The organism is Alteromonas sp. ABH4_454, assembly GCF_056311775.1.
Genome location: NZ_CM149972.1, coordinates 2,200,281 through 2,217,189, shown reverse-complemented (window position 1 = coordinate 2,217,189; position 16,909 = coordinate 2,200,281). Strand labels below are relative to the sequence as shown.

At 41.0% G+C, this 16,909-nt stretch carries 13 protein-coding genes, 1 tRNA gene and 1 pseudogene; 5 read left to right on the top strand and 10 right to left on the bottom strand.

Annotated elements, in window-relative coordinates:
• Positions 1-18: 18 nt before the first annotated feature.
• Complete coding sequence (locus ACYX4W_RS09650) at positions 19-585, bottom strand: cytochrome b (RefSeq protein ID WP_474835124.1); 567 nt, start codon at positions 583-585, stop codon at positions 19-21.
• A 207-nt stretch (positions 586-792) separates the two neighbouring features.
• On the bottom strand, positions 793-1,596 hold the full coding sequence (locus ACYX4W_RS09645; protein ID WP_476075462.1) for an SDR family NAD(P)-dependent oxidoreductase: 804 nt from the start codon (positions 1,594-1,596) through the stop codon (positions 793-795).
• 415 nt (positions 1,597-2,011) lie between these two features.
• Here ACYX4W_RS09645 and asd point away from each other — a divergent pair, with 415 nt between their 5' ends.
• A complete protein-coding gene (gene asd / locus ACYX4W_RS09640; RefSeq protein ID WP_476075376.1) occupies positions 2,012-3,136 on the top strand; it encodes an aspartate-semialdehyde dehydrogenase in 1,125 nt (374 codons plus the stop codon).
• 111 nt (positions 3,137-3,247) lie between these two features.
• Here the strand turns inward: asd and ACYX4W_RS09635 are convergent, their stop codons facing one another.
• Positions 3,248-3,607, bottom strand: a complete 360-nt coding sequence (locus ACYX4W_RS09635) for a VOC family protein (RefSeq protein WP_474807856.1) — start codon at positions 3,605-3,607, stop codon at positions 3,248-3,250.
• A gap of 117 nt (positions 3,608-3,724) precedes the next feature.
• Here ACYX4W_RS09635 and ACYX4W_RS09630 point away from each other — a divergent pair, with 117 nt between their 5' ends.
• The gene (locus tag ACYX4W_RS09630) at positions 3,725-6,253 is read left to right on the top strand and encodes an ATP-binding protein (protein WP_476075375.1); all 2,529 of its coding nucleotides are present in this window, start codon (positions 3,725-3,727) and stop codon (positions 6,251-6,253) included.
• 62 nt (positions 6,254-6,315) lie between these two features.
• Here the strand turns inward: ACYX4W_RS09630 and ACYX4W_RS09625 are convergent, their stop codons facing one another.
• A complete protein-coding gene (locus tag ACYX4W_RS09625) occupies positions 6,316-7,344 on the bottom strand; it encodes a 2-dehydropantoate 2-reductase (RefSeq protein WP_476075461.1) in 1,029 nt (342 codons plus the stop codon).
• A 218-nt stretch (positions 7,345-7,562) separates the two neighbouring features.
• Between ACYX4W_RS09625 and ACYX4W_RS09620 the strand changes: the two genes are divergently transcribed.
• Complete coding sequence (locus tag ACYX4W_RS09620) at positions 7,563-8,717, top strand: patatin-like phospholipase family protein (RefSeq protein ID WP_476075374.1); 1,155 nt, start codon at positions 7,563-7,565, stop codon at positions 8,715-8,717.
• Positions 8,718-8,755: 38 nt separating this feature from the next.
• Here ACYX4W_RS09620 and ACYX4W_RS09615 read toward each other — a convergent pair whose 3' ends face one another.
• Entirely contained in the window at positions 8,756-9,403 is a 648-nt protein-coding gene (locus ACYX4W_RS09615) for an HAD family hydrolase (protein ID WP_476075373.1), read from the bottom strand.
• 192 nt (positions 9,404-9,595) lie between these two features.
• Between ACYX4W_RS09615 and ACYX4W_RS09610 the strand changes: the two genes are divergently transcribed.
• The gene (locus ACYX4W_RS09610; RefSeq protein WP_476075372.1) at positions 9,596-10,030 is read left to right on the top strand and encodes a hypothetical protein; all 435 of its coding nucleotides are present in this window, start codon (positions 9,596-9,598) and stop codon (positions 10,028-10,030) included.
• A 120-nt stretch (positions 10,031-10,150) separates the two neighbouring features.
• On the opposite strand, the gene ACYX4W_RS09605 is transcribed toward ACYX4W_RS09610, so the two are convergent.
• From ACYX4W_RS09605 to ACYX4W_RS09590, 4 genes and pseudogenes are all read right to left on the bottom strand, one after another.
• Positions 10,151-14,059: a PDC sensor domain-containing protein gene (locus ACYX4W_RS09605; RefSeq protein ID WP_476075371.1), complete on the bottom strand. Its 3,909-nt coding sequence runs from the start codon at positions 14,057-14,059 to the stop codon at positions 10,151-10,153.
• A 107-nt stretch (positions 14,060-14,166) separates the two neighbouring features.
• Positions 14,167-14,502 (bottom strand): hypothetical protein, encoded by a 336-nt coding sequence (locus ACYX4W_RS09600; protein ID WP_476075370.1) that lies wholly within the window; start codon positions 14,500-14,502, stop codon positions 14,167-14,169.
• A 218-nt stretch (positions 14,503-14,720) separates the two neighbouring features.
• Positions 14,721-15,457 (bottom strand): annotated as a pseudogene (locus tag ACYX4W_RS09595) (SDR family oxidoreductase).
• A gap of 161 nt (positions 15,458-15,618) precedes the next feature.
• Positions 15,619-16,239, bottom strand: coding sequence for an NADPH-dependent F420 reductase (locus tag ACYX4W_RS09590; RefSeq protein ID WP_476075369.1), 621 nt, complete (start codon positions 16,237-16,239; stop codon positions 15,619-15,621).
• A gap of 127 nt (positions 16,240-16,366) precedes the next feature.
• Here ACYX4W_RS09590 and ACYX4W_RS09585 point away from each other — a divergent pair, with 127 nt between their 5' ends.
• A complete protein-coding gene (locus ACYX4W_RS09585) occupies positions 16,367-16,753 on the top strand; it encodes a winged helix-turn-helix transcriptional regulator (protein WP_476054574.1) in 387 nt (128 codons plus the stop codon).
• A gap of 62 nt (positions 16,754-16,815) precedes the next feature.
• Here ACYX4W_RS09585 and ACYX4W_RS09580 read toward each other — a convergent pair.
• Positions 16,816-16,906, bottom strand: a tRNA-Ser gene (locus ACYX4W_RS09580).
• Positions 16,907-16,909 lie beyond the last annotated feature (3 nt).

Genomic DNA, 16,909 nt, shown 5'->3' with positions numbered 1-16,909 from the left:
ATTTAAGTGCTTCACACTTTATTCACTAATTGTTTTACCCAGCATACGCTTTAACGTACCGTCCTTATCAATGATGTGATGCTTAAGCGCGCCAGCAATGTGTAGCGATAAAGCGACAATTACGGTGTATCCTAAATAGAAGTGAATCGCTCCACCCAGCTTAGACAGCTCGTAATTGATAGGCAGTGTTTTTTCTGGGTCTTCTACACTAAAGTTTTGGGCAAATACTTCCAACCCGAAAACGGATAGGCCGTGTCCTCCAAGTACCGAGGCCATTAAACCTGATATAGGCATCATTAATGTTGCAATAATCAGAACCCAGTGCACCACTGTGGCTAACTTGTGTTCAATGGGTTTGTAGTTAGCAGCTGCACTGGGCCAGCCGTTCTTCATACGCCATATTACGCGGGCTAACGCGACAAATAAGATGATAAAACCAATGGCCTTGTGCCATGGATAAAGCGCATAAACACCATTTTCTGACATGTAAATGCCGGTAGCGAGTAACCCGATAATGGTTAACCCCACCAGCCAGTGTAAAAATACGGTTGTCGTAGCAAATTTGTTGTGGCTATCGTACTGCATGCTTTCCTCACTTTTTGTCCATGTTAAGAACTACATTATTCGTCTAACGTATCTCAACATTTTATAATCCCTCACACATTGTGAGGGATTACTAATAAGGTTTAAAGCAATTTGTAGGCCTATTTTTCACTAGCAAGGTGTTTGAAGTTTTGTCTATTTAATCAGAGCGTAAAATAGAGAAGCTAATTTTACAGCGCATCAAAAACGTTAATGCGCCGCGATGATGGCGTCTAATTCGGCAATTAACATCTTAATATGAGAAGGATCATTAGCAAACGGATGTGGTGCAGCAAAGGTATTGTGGTCATTATCAAAGTAATCTCCTGCAACATCGGCAAACCGGTCAGAGAAAGCGGCATCCATAAAAATTTGTGCGCCAAGCTTCAGGTCGCCCCCAGCAATACCGTAAGCGCTTTTCACCATTTTGCTGCCCAAAAGCGACTTCGGATTTACAGATACCGTTTTAGGGCCATTATTTTTGTATTTACTGCCCAAGTTCATGGTCCACATGGTAATCGCTAGCTTGCTTTGCGCGTAGGCAGCACCATCTGAGAGCTGAATTTCACCGCGTAACGCGCTCCAATTAATAGGAGCCTGTGCAGCCGATGACACATTTATCACTCTACTTTGTGCATCCATTACATCGATTAACCCTAGAGTGATCATATAAGGCGCTATGGTGTTCACCATAAATCTGGCATCTAGCCCTGCGCTTGTGACGGGGTTATCCATTGTAAATACGCCGGCATTATTTATTAATACATCTAGATGTTTATTTTTGGCTTTTACTGCAATTGCGAGCTGCCTTACATCATCGAACGAAGATAAATCGGCTTGAACAGTATCAAACGTACTTCCTGGAAATTGAGCCTCTAGCGCACCTTTTATATTCTCCAGTTTCGCGTTATTTCTACCGTGTAAAATTACGTTGTGACCTTCTTTGCCCAACATCTTTACCGTTTCTAGACCAATGCCGTCAGTGGCACCTGTTATCAATACTGTTTTCATTATTGCTCTCTACCCGTTAGTTTTCTTAAAAAATTCTGGCTCAATCTTTCTTTTAATTAATTGCCTAACATTAAAGTATCAATAATGCCTAAACTCGATAAGCGCAGGTTTCGTTAAAGCAGTTTCAAGGTAATCTATATAATAAACAGCTTACATTTCCATCGTGTTTAAAATGCTTATATCAGCGATAGATTATTTATAAAAACCATCTAGCCAGCGCGCCAAATAACACTTAGACTGCGGAGATAAAAATAAAAACGACAGGTATTGCGCCAGTGCGCTAGGCACGCGGCGTTCGACATCACTTTTATGTTTTTCCAATACACGCCAATTTATAAAAAGGCTAGAGTATTGGCCAATTGCTACAAACATAAGTGATGAAGTACTTTTCATTTTAGTAACAAGGGTTCTCAGTTTAATGTCACAACAAAAAGTAGGTTTAGTGGGCTGGCGCGGTATGGTTGGCTCAGTTTTAATGCAGCGAATGCAAGAAGAGCAAGATTTCGCGCACATTGAGCCCACCTTTTTTACCACCTCTCAAAAGGGTATTGCGGCGCCAAACTTTGCTGGCAAAGATGCAGGTGTTTTAGAAGATGCGCACGACATCGAGGCGCTATCAAAACAAGATATTATTATTACTTGTCAGGGCGGCGACTACACGAAAGCCGTTTATGATGATCTTCGTGCGTCTGGCTGGAATGGCTATTGGATTGACGCAGCGTCAGCCCTTCGCATGAAAGATGATGCGGTCATTGTACTAGACCCAGTAAACCGTAAAGAAATTGATAGTGGCATTGAAAAAGGTATTCGCACCTACGTAGGTGGAAACTGTACCGTTTCCCTTATGCTGCTTGCGCTAGGGGGTCTATTTGAAAAAGACCTTGTTGAGTGGGCATCACCCATGACTTACCAAGCGGCTTCAGGCTCAGGCGCTAAGCATATGCGTGAACTTATTAGCCAAATGGGCGCTATTCACAGCAATGTAAAAGATAAAGTAGCAGATCCTGCTACCGCAATTTTAGATATCGATCAGCAAGTGTCCGAGTTTATTCGAAGCGCAGACTACCCAAGTGAACAGTTTGGTGTACCGCTTGCAGGAAGCCTGATCCCGTATATCGACTCACAGCTACCTTCAGGTCAAAGCCGTGAAGAGTGGAAAGCCCAAGCCGAAGCAAACAAAATTCTAGGCATAAAAGGCAGCGAAGTACCTATCGACGGTATTTGCGTACGCGTAGGTGCCATGCGCTGTCACAGCCAAGCGATTACGCTTAAATTGAAGAAAGATCTGCCGGTTAGCGAGATTGAAGAAATCTTAGCGAAACACAATGACTGGGTAAAAGTCGTGCCTGATGATCGTGAAGTGACTATGCAGGAACTCACACCAGCCAAGGTAACCGGTACGCTATCTATTCCAGTAGGTCGTATCCGCAAGCTTAACATGGGCCCTGAGTATATCTCAGCGTTCACCGTTGGCGATCAGCTATTGTGGGGCGCTGCAGAGCCGCTTCGCAGAATGCTGCGTATTGTGCTTGAGCAAAACTAAAACTTAATTTTACTCAGTAAAACCTAAAACGCCTTACCATTAACTGGTAAGGCGTTTTTTATTTCTAGTATTCCTCGTAATGTACGTAAAACATTAGAAAAGAGTATGATACTAGTTAGCCGACTCAGACCAAACAGCAAGTTCATTGCCGCCAGGCTCTACAAAATGAAAACGGCACCCACCGGGAAAATCAAATAATGGTTTGGTAATTGTTCCGCCCGCGCTCTCTACATTACGTTGTGCTTTAGCAATGTTACTAGCATAAAGTACTAACAAGGGCGCCCCGCTCTCTGCTTTTGAAACCCGTTCCGCTGCAAAGATGCCGCCATCTAACCCTGAATTTCTAAAGGCACTATACTCACTACCGTAGTCAGTAAAGCTCCAGTTAAACGCAGATTCAAAAAACGTTTTAGATGCGTTTAAGTTTAATGACCCAAACTCTACGTAGTTGAGTTTAATGCTTTCATTCATTTTCTCTTCTCCTTGAAATGTTGTCGTACCTTCGAATAGTTTAGACTTATTGACTAAGTTATAAACTACCTTAATCGTTTAATATAGAGGCTGCATTCGCATGGGAGGCGCCTGACTTTGACCCGTTTTTTTTGTTCTACATTATTATTTGTGTTTGCAATAAGTTTTGCTGCGTTTCATGTTCACGCTTCGATAGCTGACCGGGTTAACGAAATCAGTCGGCAAGTAGAAACTGTCTCGCCCACGCCAATAGGCGCTGCAATTGATGAGTTAGAAACGCTTTTGCTATCGGATACATTGATAGTAGACGAAAAAAGAACGGTCGCCGCTTTATACGCTCGCTACCAATTGTTAATCCATCAGCGACCGAATGACAATATTTTACGCGAATTAAAAGAGCTAGAAGATAAATCCAGAGATGGCCTCATTATCGCAGCAGGAATAGCGAGAATGTATGGCATAAGTGCAGACTACACAGAAGCTTACAAACGTTTTGACGCGTTAATTTCTACGCCATCCCTTCCCGCTGATGTCAAAGCCTATGCCCTAATCTACCAAATTCTTACTTATAGTGAGGGGCAGGTTTTCGCTCCTAATGCAGAGCTTATTAATACGGTTAATGATTTGCTGATCACTCATGAACTTTCTTACCTCAGGCCTCTCTACGATTCTATCGTGGCAGATTACTATCAGTCGGTAAGGGCTTACGAGCTTGCATTGCGCTTTTATGAAAAGTCACTAGCTGGCGCCCAAGCAGCCAATCAACGGATTTTAGAAAGCGACAACCTTTATGCCATTGGTATTTTATATCGAAATTTAGGTGATTATGATAACGCCATTGGCTACTTCGAACGCGCCGTTGAACACGATAGAAAAATTGATATTAACTATTCAGAATTTCTAGCAACCTACGGGATAGCAACCACTTACTATCGTGCTGGAGAATTAAAAGCTGCAATAGCGCTATCTGAAAAAGTACTAGCCCATCCCCTTTCTTCATCTTTTTACAATAGTGAAATTTATCGCTTGAAAGCAGAAGCACACCTTACTTTAGGCGAGTTAGATGAGGCCTATCAGTCGCTAGCGCTTGCACGCGAGCTTTATGATGAAAATCGGGAGGATGAACAAACGACATGGCGTGCCCAGTTAGACAAAACTGCGGCTTATATCACCGCAGCAAAAGGTGATTATAAATTAGCGTTCGAACAGTTTGAGGTGTTTCACGAAGCATATTTACAAGCGAAAAAGTACGAAGATTTAGAACTAATTGAAAGCGCTAACTTGGTTCAACAAATTACCCAAGAAAAAGAGAGAGCGAACTTACTTGAGAATGAGAACAAAGCTTTTGAAGAAGCGTTAAAGTTGAAAAACGAAGCGCAACAGACACAAGAGTTATTCTCAAAGCTACTTTCTGTGTTGGTTGCATTAACGATGGTTACCATAGTAATCATTTTAGTTCTGCTAAAAAAATCAAGACAGGCGAATGCACTTTACTCAACGGCAAAAGACAAAGCCGAACTACACAGCCGCATTAAGTCAGAATTTATATCAAATATTAGCCATGAGATCCGCACGCCTTTGAATGCCATAATTGGATTTGGTCAAACCGTAGCTAAACGTTCATCTGATTTCGAAACGAAAGATTTAACAAAGAAAATCGTCACTGCGTCGGAAATGCTTCTGCAACTTATCAATGACCTATTGGACTTTTCGAAAATAGAAGCCGGCAAACTAACGTTAGCTATCGGGCCGCATCACGTAAAATCGAGTATAAGTACATTAATTGACATTTTTTCTGACCAAGCGCAGCGCAAAGACCTGAACCTAGTGCTAAATGTTGATGAAAACCTCAAAGATGAACTGATGTTCGATGAACTCAGATTTAAGCAAATTATGGCTAATTTGCTCAGTAACGCCATCAAGTTTTCTAAAGAAGGCATTGTCGAAATAGGTGTTCGCGTTACTGAAGCTTGCGATAGTCATTACACCCTTCATTGCTGGGTTAAAGATACTGGTATTGGCATCTCTAAAGAAAACCAGGCAAAGCTGTTTACGCCTTTTACGCAAGCGGAAAGTTCTATCGCGCGAAAATACGGCGGTACAGGATTGGGGCTTAATATTACCAACAACCTGCTTAAATTAATGGGCTCTTCTTTAACCGTTGAAAGCGAACTTGGCAAGGGAACCACATTTTCATTTGACGTAAGCTTTGCTATAGCTGCTGACACAGACAGTATGTCTTCTGCAGCGAACGAAGAAGATTCTCACTATTTATTGGCTGGAAAGCGGGTGTTATTAGCCGAGGACAATGATATTAATGTAGAGGTAATGAAGGCGTTATTGGAAGAGTTTAAATTGGATCTGCATTATGCGTCTAACGGACAAGAGGCCATTGATGCAATGGCAAAACAAGAATTCGACTTAGTTCTTATGGATGTCCAGATGCCGCAGGTGGACGGCATAAGCGCGACACGACACATCCGCCAAATCCTTAAGAAAAATACGCCGATCGTGGCGTTGACTGCAAATGCAATGCAGCAAGATATCGACGAATGCCTAGCCGCAGGCATGAATGCTCACGTTGGTAAACCGGTTGATAAAGTGCACTTGGTGAATACACTTCAAAAATTCCTTTTACACAATTAATCGCTATTAATTTTGCTGCGCACAAATAAATAGCTAATCAGTTTTTTTGCAGACGGTAAGTTTTACTGATGTTTTTCAGTAGGTAGCAAAGCCTCTGCCGATAGACACGGGCTTCCTTGTTGCTTTTGCTCATTCTGTTTAACTAGTTCAACAATATAGGCGTTGACCGGTGTCGCGATATGATGCTTTTTGCCCAACCTGACTATCTCACCGTTTAAGTAATCTATTTCAGTACGCCTTCCTAGTACCAAATCCTCATACATGGAGGAGCGTGCTTCGGGGTCGATCTTAAGCGTTGATGCAGCAACCGCCTTGAACAAAAAGTTAGGCAGCTTCATAATTTTTGGCATCAGCTTGGGAATGACCTTACCGGTTCTTGCTGGTGCAATTCCTTCCGCTTTTAATACTGCTAACGCCTCAGACAATACCTTTGCCATTACCAGCCTGTATTGCCTATTCCCTAGCTGCGATTTAAGCGGTATGCCCGACAAAGCATTTACCGCGTTATTCAAGTTCATAATGAGCTTGCCATACTGCACCGCTGCCATATCTCTATAAATCGTCACCGGCAGGGAAGCGTTTTCAAGCGCCTTAACTAATTTTGTACAATGATTGTCGGGATCTTCTAAAGCTAAATTCCCCTCTGTACCACAATGGAAGTGCCCCTTTCCTTTGTAAAAAACGTTGAAAGGCACCATGCCCGCAATAACAACTTGTTCTAAATGTTGTCGTAATAGATCAGCGTTGCCCACACCGTTTTGCAGACTGATAACAAGCGCTTGAGGCTTCGCAAACTGATTAATTATGCTGGCAGCACTCTCGGTATCTTGGCTTTTAACACATAGTAGAATGATCTCTGCATTAGCTAAGCTATCGTTATTTAATGAAAAACTGACGTGATGAGCGTCGCTCATTTGATTGCGGCCCTGCCAGTCTGTCACTTTCAAGCCATTTGCTACGATGTCGTTGCATAATCGCTGTCGACCAATAAGTGTAAGCGTATTGGACCCATTAAGCGCAAAGCCGGACGCCAACAAACAACCTGCAACATAACAACCAATACTACCCGCGCCTAACACCACGATATTCATTGATACTTTTCCTATCATGCCTAACTTTCTGTTATTTATTCAGACTGCTTCGTAACGATCGAAATGTAAACATAAAAATCACACAGTAATAACAAAAAACGTTTTGTATCAGTTATTTCCTATTAATGTGATTCAATCTTTCAATTTTCCCCTAACACGTGATCTCCTTACAATTAGACCAAGTAGTCAACTTATATATGGTCAAATAGAGGGTCATCATGTTCGGTCAACAATCTGCATCAACTAATGCTCGTAATGCTGAAAATTCTGCTAATAGCAAAGTTGCTTTAGTCGCAGAAGGTGGCGGTCAGCGCGGTATTTTCACAGCAGGTGTACTTGATACATGGCTAGATGCAGGGCATGACCCCTTCGATATCCTTATTGGCACGTCGGCAGGCTCGCAAAACTTAACAAGTTTTGTTGCACGTCAAAAAGGGTATGCAAAACGCCTTATTCGCGGCTTAACACGACATAAGCGTTTCTTTCAGATGGGCCGTGGTTTAGTGGGCAAACATATTGTCGATTTAGACTGGTACTTTGATAAAACCCAAGAAGCTAACCGTTTATTAGATTTAGATACGGCTAAAAACAATGTGGCAGATAGAGAAATACTGTTTACAGCCACGAACTCTAGAGACAGAAAAGCATATTTTCTAAACCCTATGAAGAGCCAAAACAACTGGGTTGAATTGATTAAAGCATCAAGCGCTCTGCCTTTGTTATACAAACAAGGTGTTCCGCTTCACACTGAAATTGAAGCCAAGCGAGCTGCCAATACCGATTTTTACTTAGATGGTGGTTTAGCCGCGCCTTTACCTGTCACAGAGGCTTATAGGCGCGGTGCTACAAAAATTGTAGTGATTAGAACAGTGGACGAGAGCTTTCAAGCACAATCACCTTGGCTACAAAAGCTAAGCGCAGTAATGTGTGCAACGGGTACCTGCCCAAAAACTATCGACTATTTACTGCAACATGAGCATGCGTATCAAAAAGAATTAGCGTTTATCGAGAACCCACCTGAAGGGGTTGAGGTAATTCAAATTTTTGCACCTAACAAACTTCAAAGTAAGCTGTTAGGCAGTACTGATGCGCAGCTTCGTCACGATTACAACCTTGGCAAAAAGGCTGGTATTACTTTCTTAGAAGCAGAAAGCGCATCAGAAGCTCAATTTAAAAGCGAAACTGTTGCGGTAATTACCAAAGAGACCGAAGCGGAAACGTTACGCAGCGATAATATTCGTGTCGTGAAAAACGTTGAAGAGGCGAAAGGTAAAGAAGCGAAGGCAAAGCGACCTTTACTCACGTTACCTTTCCCCGCGCGCTTTAAACAGAATATGAATTCGCAGAAAGACGATAAGCGAATGACGGCATAATCGCTGCTCTATTTACTTTAAGGGCAGCAACGCTCTCCCTACCTCTGGGGCAGCGATGCTGCCCAGTCCTCAAGATTTTCATACACGCACGCTGCTTTAGAAAAATCATGATTAGCCGACAAGGGTGTGGGTATAACCACTGTTTCAATTCCTGCACTAACGGCAGCTTGCAAACCAAACTCAGTATCTTCAACTGCTATAACTTCATGGGGTGCCAACTGCATTTGGGATAGGGCTGCTAAATAACAATCGGGTGAAGGTTTACCTTTAACTACGTCATCAGAAGAAACGATACACTCAACAATATCTTCAAAGCCATAGAAAGACACTGTTTTTTCAACCGCCAACCGAGCGCCCCCCGTTACTATAGCTACGCGTAAGCCATGAGATTTACAGAACATAAGGGTCTCTTTTGCGCCACGCATTAACGGAAATGCTTGGTGCTGTAGAAATTGAAGTGTCAGCGCCCTTCTCTTCTTAAAGAGTTCTCGGGGCGTTAATGCAAGCGAGAAATCCCGAATAATATCACTAGCATTGTTCATTACCGAGATGCCAGCCATACGCGTGTGGTAATACTCGAATGTTAGTTCTTTTCCCATACTTGCAAGCATGGTTTTCCATAACTCGAAATGCGTCATTTCTGAGTCGATTAGCGTACCGTCGTGGTCGAAAAAAATGGCTTTCACGGTACACACCGAAAAACTAACTTAAATGACATGGAAAATAACCTAGTGTATGACTGTAAACGGTTTTTACCGCACGAAAAAGCGTAAGCAATTGATAGGTATAGAAAATAAATACGTCTAAAAACTAACCACCTTGACAGCAAATAGAAAAGTATTTATAAAACGCCTTTTCACTATTTCATCAAGTAAATCATGTCAGAATTATCAACACCTGTAAAACAAACCGAAGCACACAAACTTATTGAAGGCCTATTGAAATCTAGCGAGCCAACTGCCGAGCTAGATAAAATTTCTGAAGAGTACAACATCGCAAATTGGGGTCAAGCGAATGCTGTTTCTGCCGACCTTTACGATGCCGTACGCGACTTACTTGGCAAAGGTGTAGTAACAGGTAACGACCTTGTTGCAGGCAAAGACACCATGGACCCAATTGTACATAAAGTACAAGCGGAAACAGAAACGCTTATCGCTAATCCAAGCGAAGCAGATGCAGACCGAGTTCAAACTTTTGTACTTGGTTTCTTACGTACTTTCGTAAGCCAACTACTTCACCCGGGTACTAAGAAAGCGATTTACGCGAAAAAGCTTCCTGACCTAATCAAACTTCACCAGCAGGTTGCTAAGTAATCTGCGGCTATATCAGAAGATGTTGGCTTTAACCATTTCAACATCGTGATACAGTGACTAAAGAAACCCGCTTTTAAGCGGGTTTCTTTATTAAAATTTTCCAACATTTATACGAAGCCATCATTCAATATCAGTTGCCGTCCCTCCCCGCAAAAGACTTATATTTTTGATTAAAAGGGGAATTAAGCCCAAAGTCGCGGTAGCGATACCCAAAAACGTATCTAGTGAGCTTCCGCTGGAATAAACAAAAACGGCAACCAATACCAAGAGTAGTGCAAAAATTGGAACTCTTAATACCGTCCACATTCCCACATCCGTATTATCTAGCCATTCTTTCATAGTTGCTTCAGACTCTGCTGTAAGTATAAACTGCCTGAAGCTTTCATTTATCAAGCTCCAACCTTTATCTCGATACAGGTAGCAACGTCTCATTAGTCGCTCTATGGTAGTTGTACTTTCAGGGTTAATCGATGCGCCATTTGCGATTCTCCACAGAATTACTTTTTCATTGATAGTACACTCTTCCCATTTACGCCTGTAAATGGGCCCAGCATGCACCAACATATATTCTATAACCTGTTCAGGCTCGCGAAGTAAGCAACTGTCATACTTATCTTTTAATGCACGCATTTCCGGCCAAGCCTTGACTTCATAGTCATATAAATCTTTCGGAGCAAATGGGTTATCAAGTCTTTTTTTGCATACAGGTGACCATGCGTAATATTTATCAAATTCAGAATACAATTTCGTCCAACTAGTTTTTTCATCTATGTCTACTGAAATATTTGAGTTTGGTTGGTAAGCCTTTGGAGTAAGAATACGATACAAGGGTGCAGTTTCAGCTATGATTATTAATCTAATTTTAGGATCTTTATGGATTTCATAAAGAAGCTCTAATGCATCCTTCCTCAAAGAATTGTCTAGGCTTATCTGTTCCAACGCTGAAATAGCAACGATAATTCGTTTATTTTTATTTGCATTAAGGAAAGCTCTAAGCTTTTTTAAAAAGAAAAATGTTTCAAGATGCTCTTCAGAAGAATAAAACTTGTCTAAACAATCCATAATTCTGAATACTTGTTGTTGATAGAGAATTATCTCTTTATTTTTAGCAATTTCGTTAAGCTCTACCTCTGCCAATGCTCTAGTAGTATTAAGTATAAGCTGTGAGCGTCTATTACTAACGTCGTCCAGTTTTGTTAAGTCGGGAAAACTAGTAGCATAATAGTCGATTTTTTCACTTTTGGTCCTAACTCTGTATTGATCCTGTAAATGCTCCCCCATTAACCGGCGAACAATCAATTGTCTAACTGTTACAAAAATAACTAGAGGAAATAAGAACATACACAATATGACTACTCTACTCCTTGGGTCAGATAAGGCTGAAACCATGAAATTATCAGCTCGGTAATGAAAAGCGTCACTACGGCGCTTACCTTCGGTTAGCGTGAGTTTTGCTTCGTATGTCAGATGACTAACAAAATCAGTCCCATCGAATGTAGAGTTAAAAAGCAAGTCAAAAAGCTTATCTGTCGAAGACGAGTGATCACTGTCAAAAATAAACCAATTCCAGTCATCCACCTCTTTAATATTAGTGCTTTCCTCTTTACTTCTGGGAGCCGTTTCTAAAACGAAAGATGCTGTTAAAGACTCATAATCACTGGGAAAAGCGAAGGGCACTTCTATATCTTCTTTTTCAGAAATAAAGCGCATGTATCTCAGAAGATCATCTGACTTAGCTCTAAAGCTATGCCTTAAATAGTCTTCTTCAAAATTTGCTTGCCGCTCCAACAAATATTCATGAGCACTGTATGTAATAATGGTTGCAGGTGTAGCGGCGGCTAAAAAAACAAGCGCGGCTAAATAGGCGGGGTAATTGTTAGGGAAGCGGTATCGCTGTTTATTTGTTCTCTGTCTAGAATGAGTATCCGCCTTAGGGCTGAATAGGGGTTTACCTTTATCTTCGCTGTTCCAAAACTGAAGCCTATACAAAGTGAACACTGAAACCGCTAAAAGTGTAATTCCTCCTACGATAGCACTTTGCCAGTTTAACAAGATAATGTCGTAGTTAAGTCTCCAATCCACACAAATAGTAAGCAGAAAAAATGGTATAAGTATTAACGATGCTATTATTTTAGGGCGATACCAGCCAAAATAAGCGGAATAATTTAGTCGCCACAATGAGCATAAAACAAACATCATTGCAACGCAGGCCAGCCCCCACAGCGTCAACCTCGCTAAAAGACTATGCACAATACCCATTAAACTAATTACACAACTCACCATCGAGACTGCAAAAACAGTGAATAATGTATAATAACGAGTGTCTATTTCAACGTCATAATAACAAATGTCCTGCCAAAATTTTTGGACCAACAAATATCGACACACTAAAAAGGAAGGAATAATTAATAAGAGATAAAGTAGTACAGCAACAAATACCAAGATCATATTGTTTGTATGCACTTCACTTGGGTCAAAAAACACGACCAAGTTCCATGGGACTGTAGAGCTTTCGTCAGAATCAAACAGAGGACCTACCGCTATTTTATGAGGCGCGCCTTTATAATTCACATCAAAGCTTATCACTTCACCTTGCCGATGATTGTTTGCAATAATGGCAAGCGGATCTTGGTTAATTTCAGTATAAAAGTTTTCTACCAAACTCAATGAGTCTGTGCTGTGATAAATTACATCGCCTTGCGAATCGATAACTGCAAACCCAAAGTTCTTTGGTAAAACTCTATCAACCAGCGAAGATATCCTCGCGCCGACTACTTTTAATTTTGTACTTTTATCTTCGTCGTTTGTTGTATTTTTACTCGAAGTTTTTGTTTCTTTTGCGCTTTTTGCTGGATATGCAATAACTGAATTCAATCGCCCATCTTCAATATTAAAAATACGCTGTAAAAATAGTTTGGTATTACCAAAACTCCAGAACTCATTCTTCTTCCCCCGCTTAAAATACTCGCGGTGTGACAAGTCTGTATCTTTGCCTAGCTCTAATCTGGATGATGCGTACCTAGGTTTTTCATCCAGCTCGTCAACTTGAATTTTTCCATTCCCATCTAAATATATTGCTGTTTCTAGAAAGGTTCTTGTTTTGCTAGGTTGTATATCAACTATGTTATCTTGCCACTCACTATCAATAATGTATTGGATTGAACAGCCACCAAACACAGGTTCACATATATGGGGGGCTTTTACATCATAGACTTTAAACTTATTATCTTTGCAAACGCCATCAATAACATATAGAGCTGGACTATCTTTCAACTCCGTGCCATATATTTGGGATGCTGTAACATAGTCAACTTCACACCTATTATCTTTCCCTTCTTTATCTGCGCAGTTTGGGTTAGTAGCGGCAATAATGCGAATTAGTTCACTCTTCGCATCATTTACAATAGACTTATGAATGTTTTTTAGCTGTTCTTCTTTTACAGATACTAAATAACCTTGAAACAGTTGTTGGGATAGTCCTATAGATAGAATACCTACCGCAATAATAAGCCCTAGTATTATTTGGCTTTTGTCCCCCCTTTGTATGGCATAGGTTGCACTAACAAACCGTAATTTTAGCAATGGCGTACATGCTATGAATAATAATAGAGCTAATATAAGCCACATGAGGACTTCAGAAGGCAACTTGAGTTTTTCAGTTACTATTAACTGTTTATTCACCAGGCCAACTAAAAAGTACTCTTTTTTATCAGCGCTCAAGCCTCTACTTACTATCGGGTGCACATAGACACGGTAGTCGTTTCTATCGAGGGTTATGTCTTCAAAATGGGTCCCGAAAAGCGAAACACTATCATCTAACTTCGCGGCATTTTTGGAAAAAACTTTAGAAGATATCTTGTTAAGATAAAGCTCTGGCTCTTTGGTAAGCATAGCCCTGTTGTTAACTATTGATCGCACCAAGCCATTGCTTTCCACTAACGCTACTGTTTGAAAACGGTTTAATCCTTGAGAAAGGACCATATCAATACTTGCGCTTAATCTTAGGGTTCCTTTGTATCCATCGTCCAAGCACTTCGTTTTGGCAAATTCGACCGAATTGAAATCGTCTATGTTCAGGGAAAACGATTCTTTTCCTTTTTTACAGTAACCGTAGGTAAACTCCGGAGAATGTAGTTTTATGTCGTTAAGTCTTGCGCTGAACTTGCTAGATCCTCGAAGTTTTGCTTTGCTTGACTCTCAAAGCTTTTCTCTGCTTGATCAAAAACTTTGCTTTTTTTATCTTTCCCTTCACGCCAAGACGACAATACATAGCTGCCGGTTTTATTCACTTTTTCTATGCTACGCTGTATTCCATTCTCTATCTGCTGTAATTCTCTAAAATAAAGAGTGTTCAATATATCTTCGCTTCGTTCCATTTTAAAAAAATAAACAAAGCCAAAAATGGTAGCGCTAAGAAAAAGCACAAGGAAAAAGATAAAAAATCTAGTGAGGTTTCGTTTCAGAGGTGTCATTAAAGCGTCCTTGCTAAAATAACGTTATATCCAATCGATATCGTACTTCAGTAACAACAAACGTTATAGGCCACAGCCACATTTGTACATTTATTAACCAAGAAAATATATATTAATATTTGAATAATTTCAATAATGATGAACTCATCACTTAGACTGCTTTTTAGCATAACTAACTGCTACTACGTTCAATAGCGCGTTACATTTTATGCAAATCTTCAAACAATCCCACCATTAGCCCGTATAACTTGACCATTTATCCAGATACCGTCTTCGCTGCATAGGAAGGCAACGACGTTAGCAATATCCTTTGGCGTACCCAAACGTTCTAACGGCGCCATGTTTTTTAACTTCTCAACAAAGTCTTCCGACTTGCCTTTCATAAACAGTTCGGTATCAGTGGGGCAGGTGCTACGGCATTTACCGTAATGTCTTTTCCACGTAGTTCCTTTGACGTTATAGCAGTCAAGGTTTCAACACCAGCTTTTGTTGCCGCGTAAACGCCATATTTCTCTAGTTTGAGGCCAACAATAGAGGTAGATATATTCACAATTCGGCCACCTTGGTTTAGCCGATTAACTGCCTGCTGCGTGGTGAAGATTACGCCTTTAAGATTGATATCCACATGTTGATGAATGGTATCTTCACTCACATCTGCTAATGCATCCATAGATAGAACACCAGCATTATTAACGAGTATATCGACCGAACCAAATTGCTTTTCAGTCTCATCGAATAGACGTTTCACATCACTGATATCAGATACATCGGCTTGAATGGCGCAAGCTATACCGCCGTCCTTCTCGATATCATGCACCACACCTCGCGCTTGCTCTTCACTCCCTGAGTAATTCACAACAATCTGAAAGCCTTCTTTACTCAGCTTTTTGGCAATTTCGGCACCTATTCCCCTTGATGCTCCTGTAACTATCGCTGTATGTTTAAAAGTTGTCATAGCGCACTCCTTGTTTAAAACGTTACTCTTATTACGTTACTGTAAAAGTAATAGATTGCGATTTATGCTTACTTAGCGAGGAAATAGATTGAAATGAATTTAGTGGCGTTTATGACTAGTTAAAAAGCCCGCATTGCTGCGAACTTCTTTCCTATGTTTAACTATTTGTCTTGGTAGTAGCAAAATACCGCTTTTGTACCACCTCGTTGATTAACCGCAATTTCGATATTTAAATGGGCCATAGCTTCAAGATAGCGTGCGTTTTTTAAAGCCCCCACATCTAGCGCTGCAAAACCGGCTTTATCGACAAGTCTCATAACCATTTCTTTCGCTACCGCATCATCACCTGCTACAAAACCCGTTGTCGGTGTACCGCTAATATTATGGTACTGAGGTGACATAACATCAGCAAAAATTGTGTTAAACGCTTTCACTACATGTGCGGATGGCGCTCGTTTTGCTATTTCCTCAGCAGCAGAAGTACTTTCACCCAGTAGCAAGGGTGACCAGTCATCGTTAAGTGGATTTGTGCAATCGATGATTATTTTGTCTGCTAGAGATTCCGCTTGTTCCTCAACTAAAGCCAATGCCGCTTTATAAGGCAGAGCTAAAGCAACTGCGTCGACTTCTTTAAAGCCATGCCCAAGGAGTTGAGTATCATAAACAGTCGCACCTGCATCGCCTGTGGTGGAGTAAACCGTCACTTTATAATTAGCGCGGTTAAAAAGATGCGCTAAGTTTTTACCCACGTTTCCGAACCCTACTACCGCAATATTATTCATTTCTTAACCCTTTAGTTGATGTTAATTGGAGAAATAAGTACATTTAGAACACCGGTATCCAATGGATACCGAAAACCAATTTAAAGACTAAAGACGTTGCCTTCAATTAGGCACTTTGAGGTAACTAGTGATTACGGAAGAAAACGAACTCTCACCTAATGTTTACGCAAAAATTTGCCCTTCCAGGCAGGTATTAGCGATGATTGGAGAAAAATGGGTGGCATTAGTGGTAGTTGCACTCGATGGCAATACACTTCGATTTGGCGAACTTAAACGCCAATGTGAGGGGATTTCACAGAAAATGCTCACACAAACACTAAGAAAACTAGAAAGAGATGGATTAGTAAGTCGAGCGAACTATACGGACGAGATGGTACTTCGAGTGGAATATAAACTGACTGAGCTTGGAGAAACGTTAGTGCCAGTAATAAAAACAGCCATTGAGTGGGCTCAAAATAATTTACTTGAAATTGAACGTGAGCGAGTTAAAACACTAACACAGCATTCTGAGTAATAGTTAAGCTAAATAACAGCGTTTAAAACAAAAAAACCGGCGTAAAGCCGGTTCTTTGTATTTGGCGGAGAGAGAGGGATTCGAACCCTCGATACGCTATAAACGTATACACACTTTCCAGGCGTGCGCCTTCAGCCACTCAGCCATCTCTCCAAA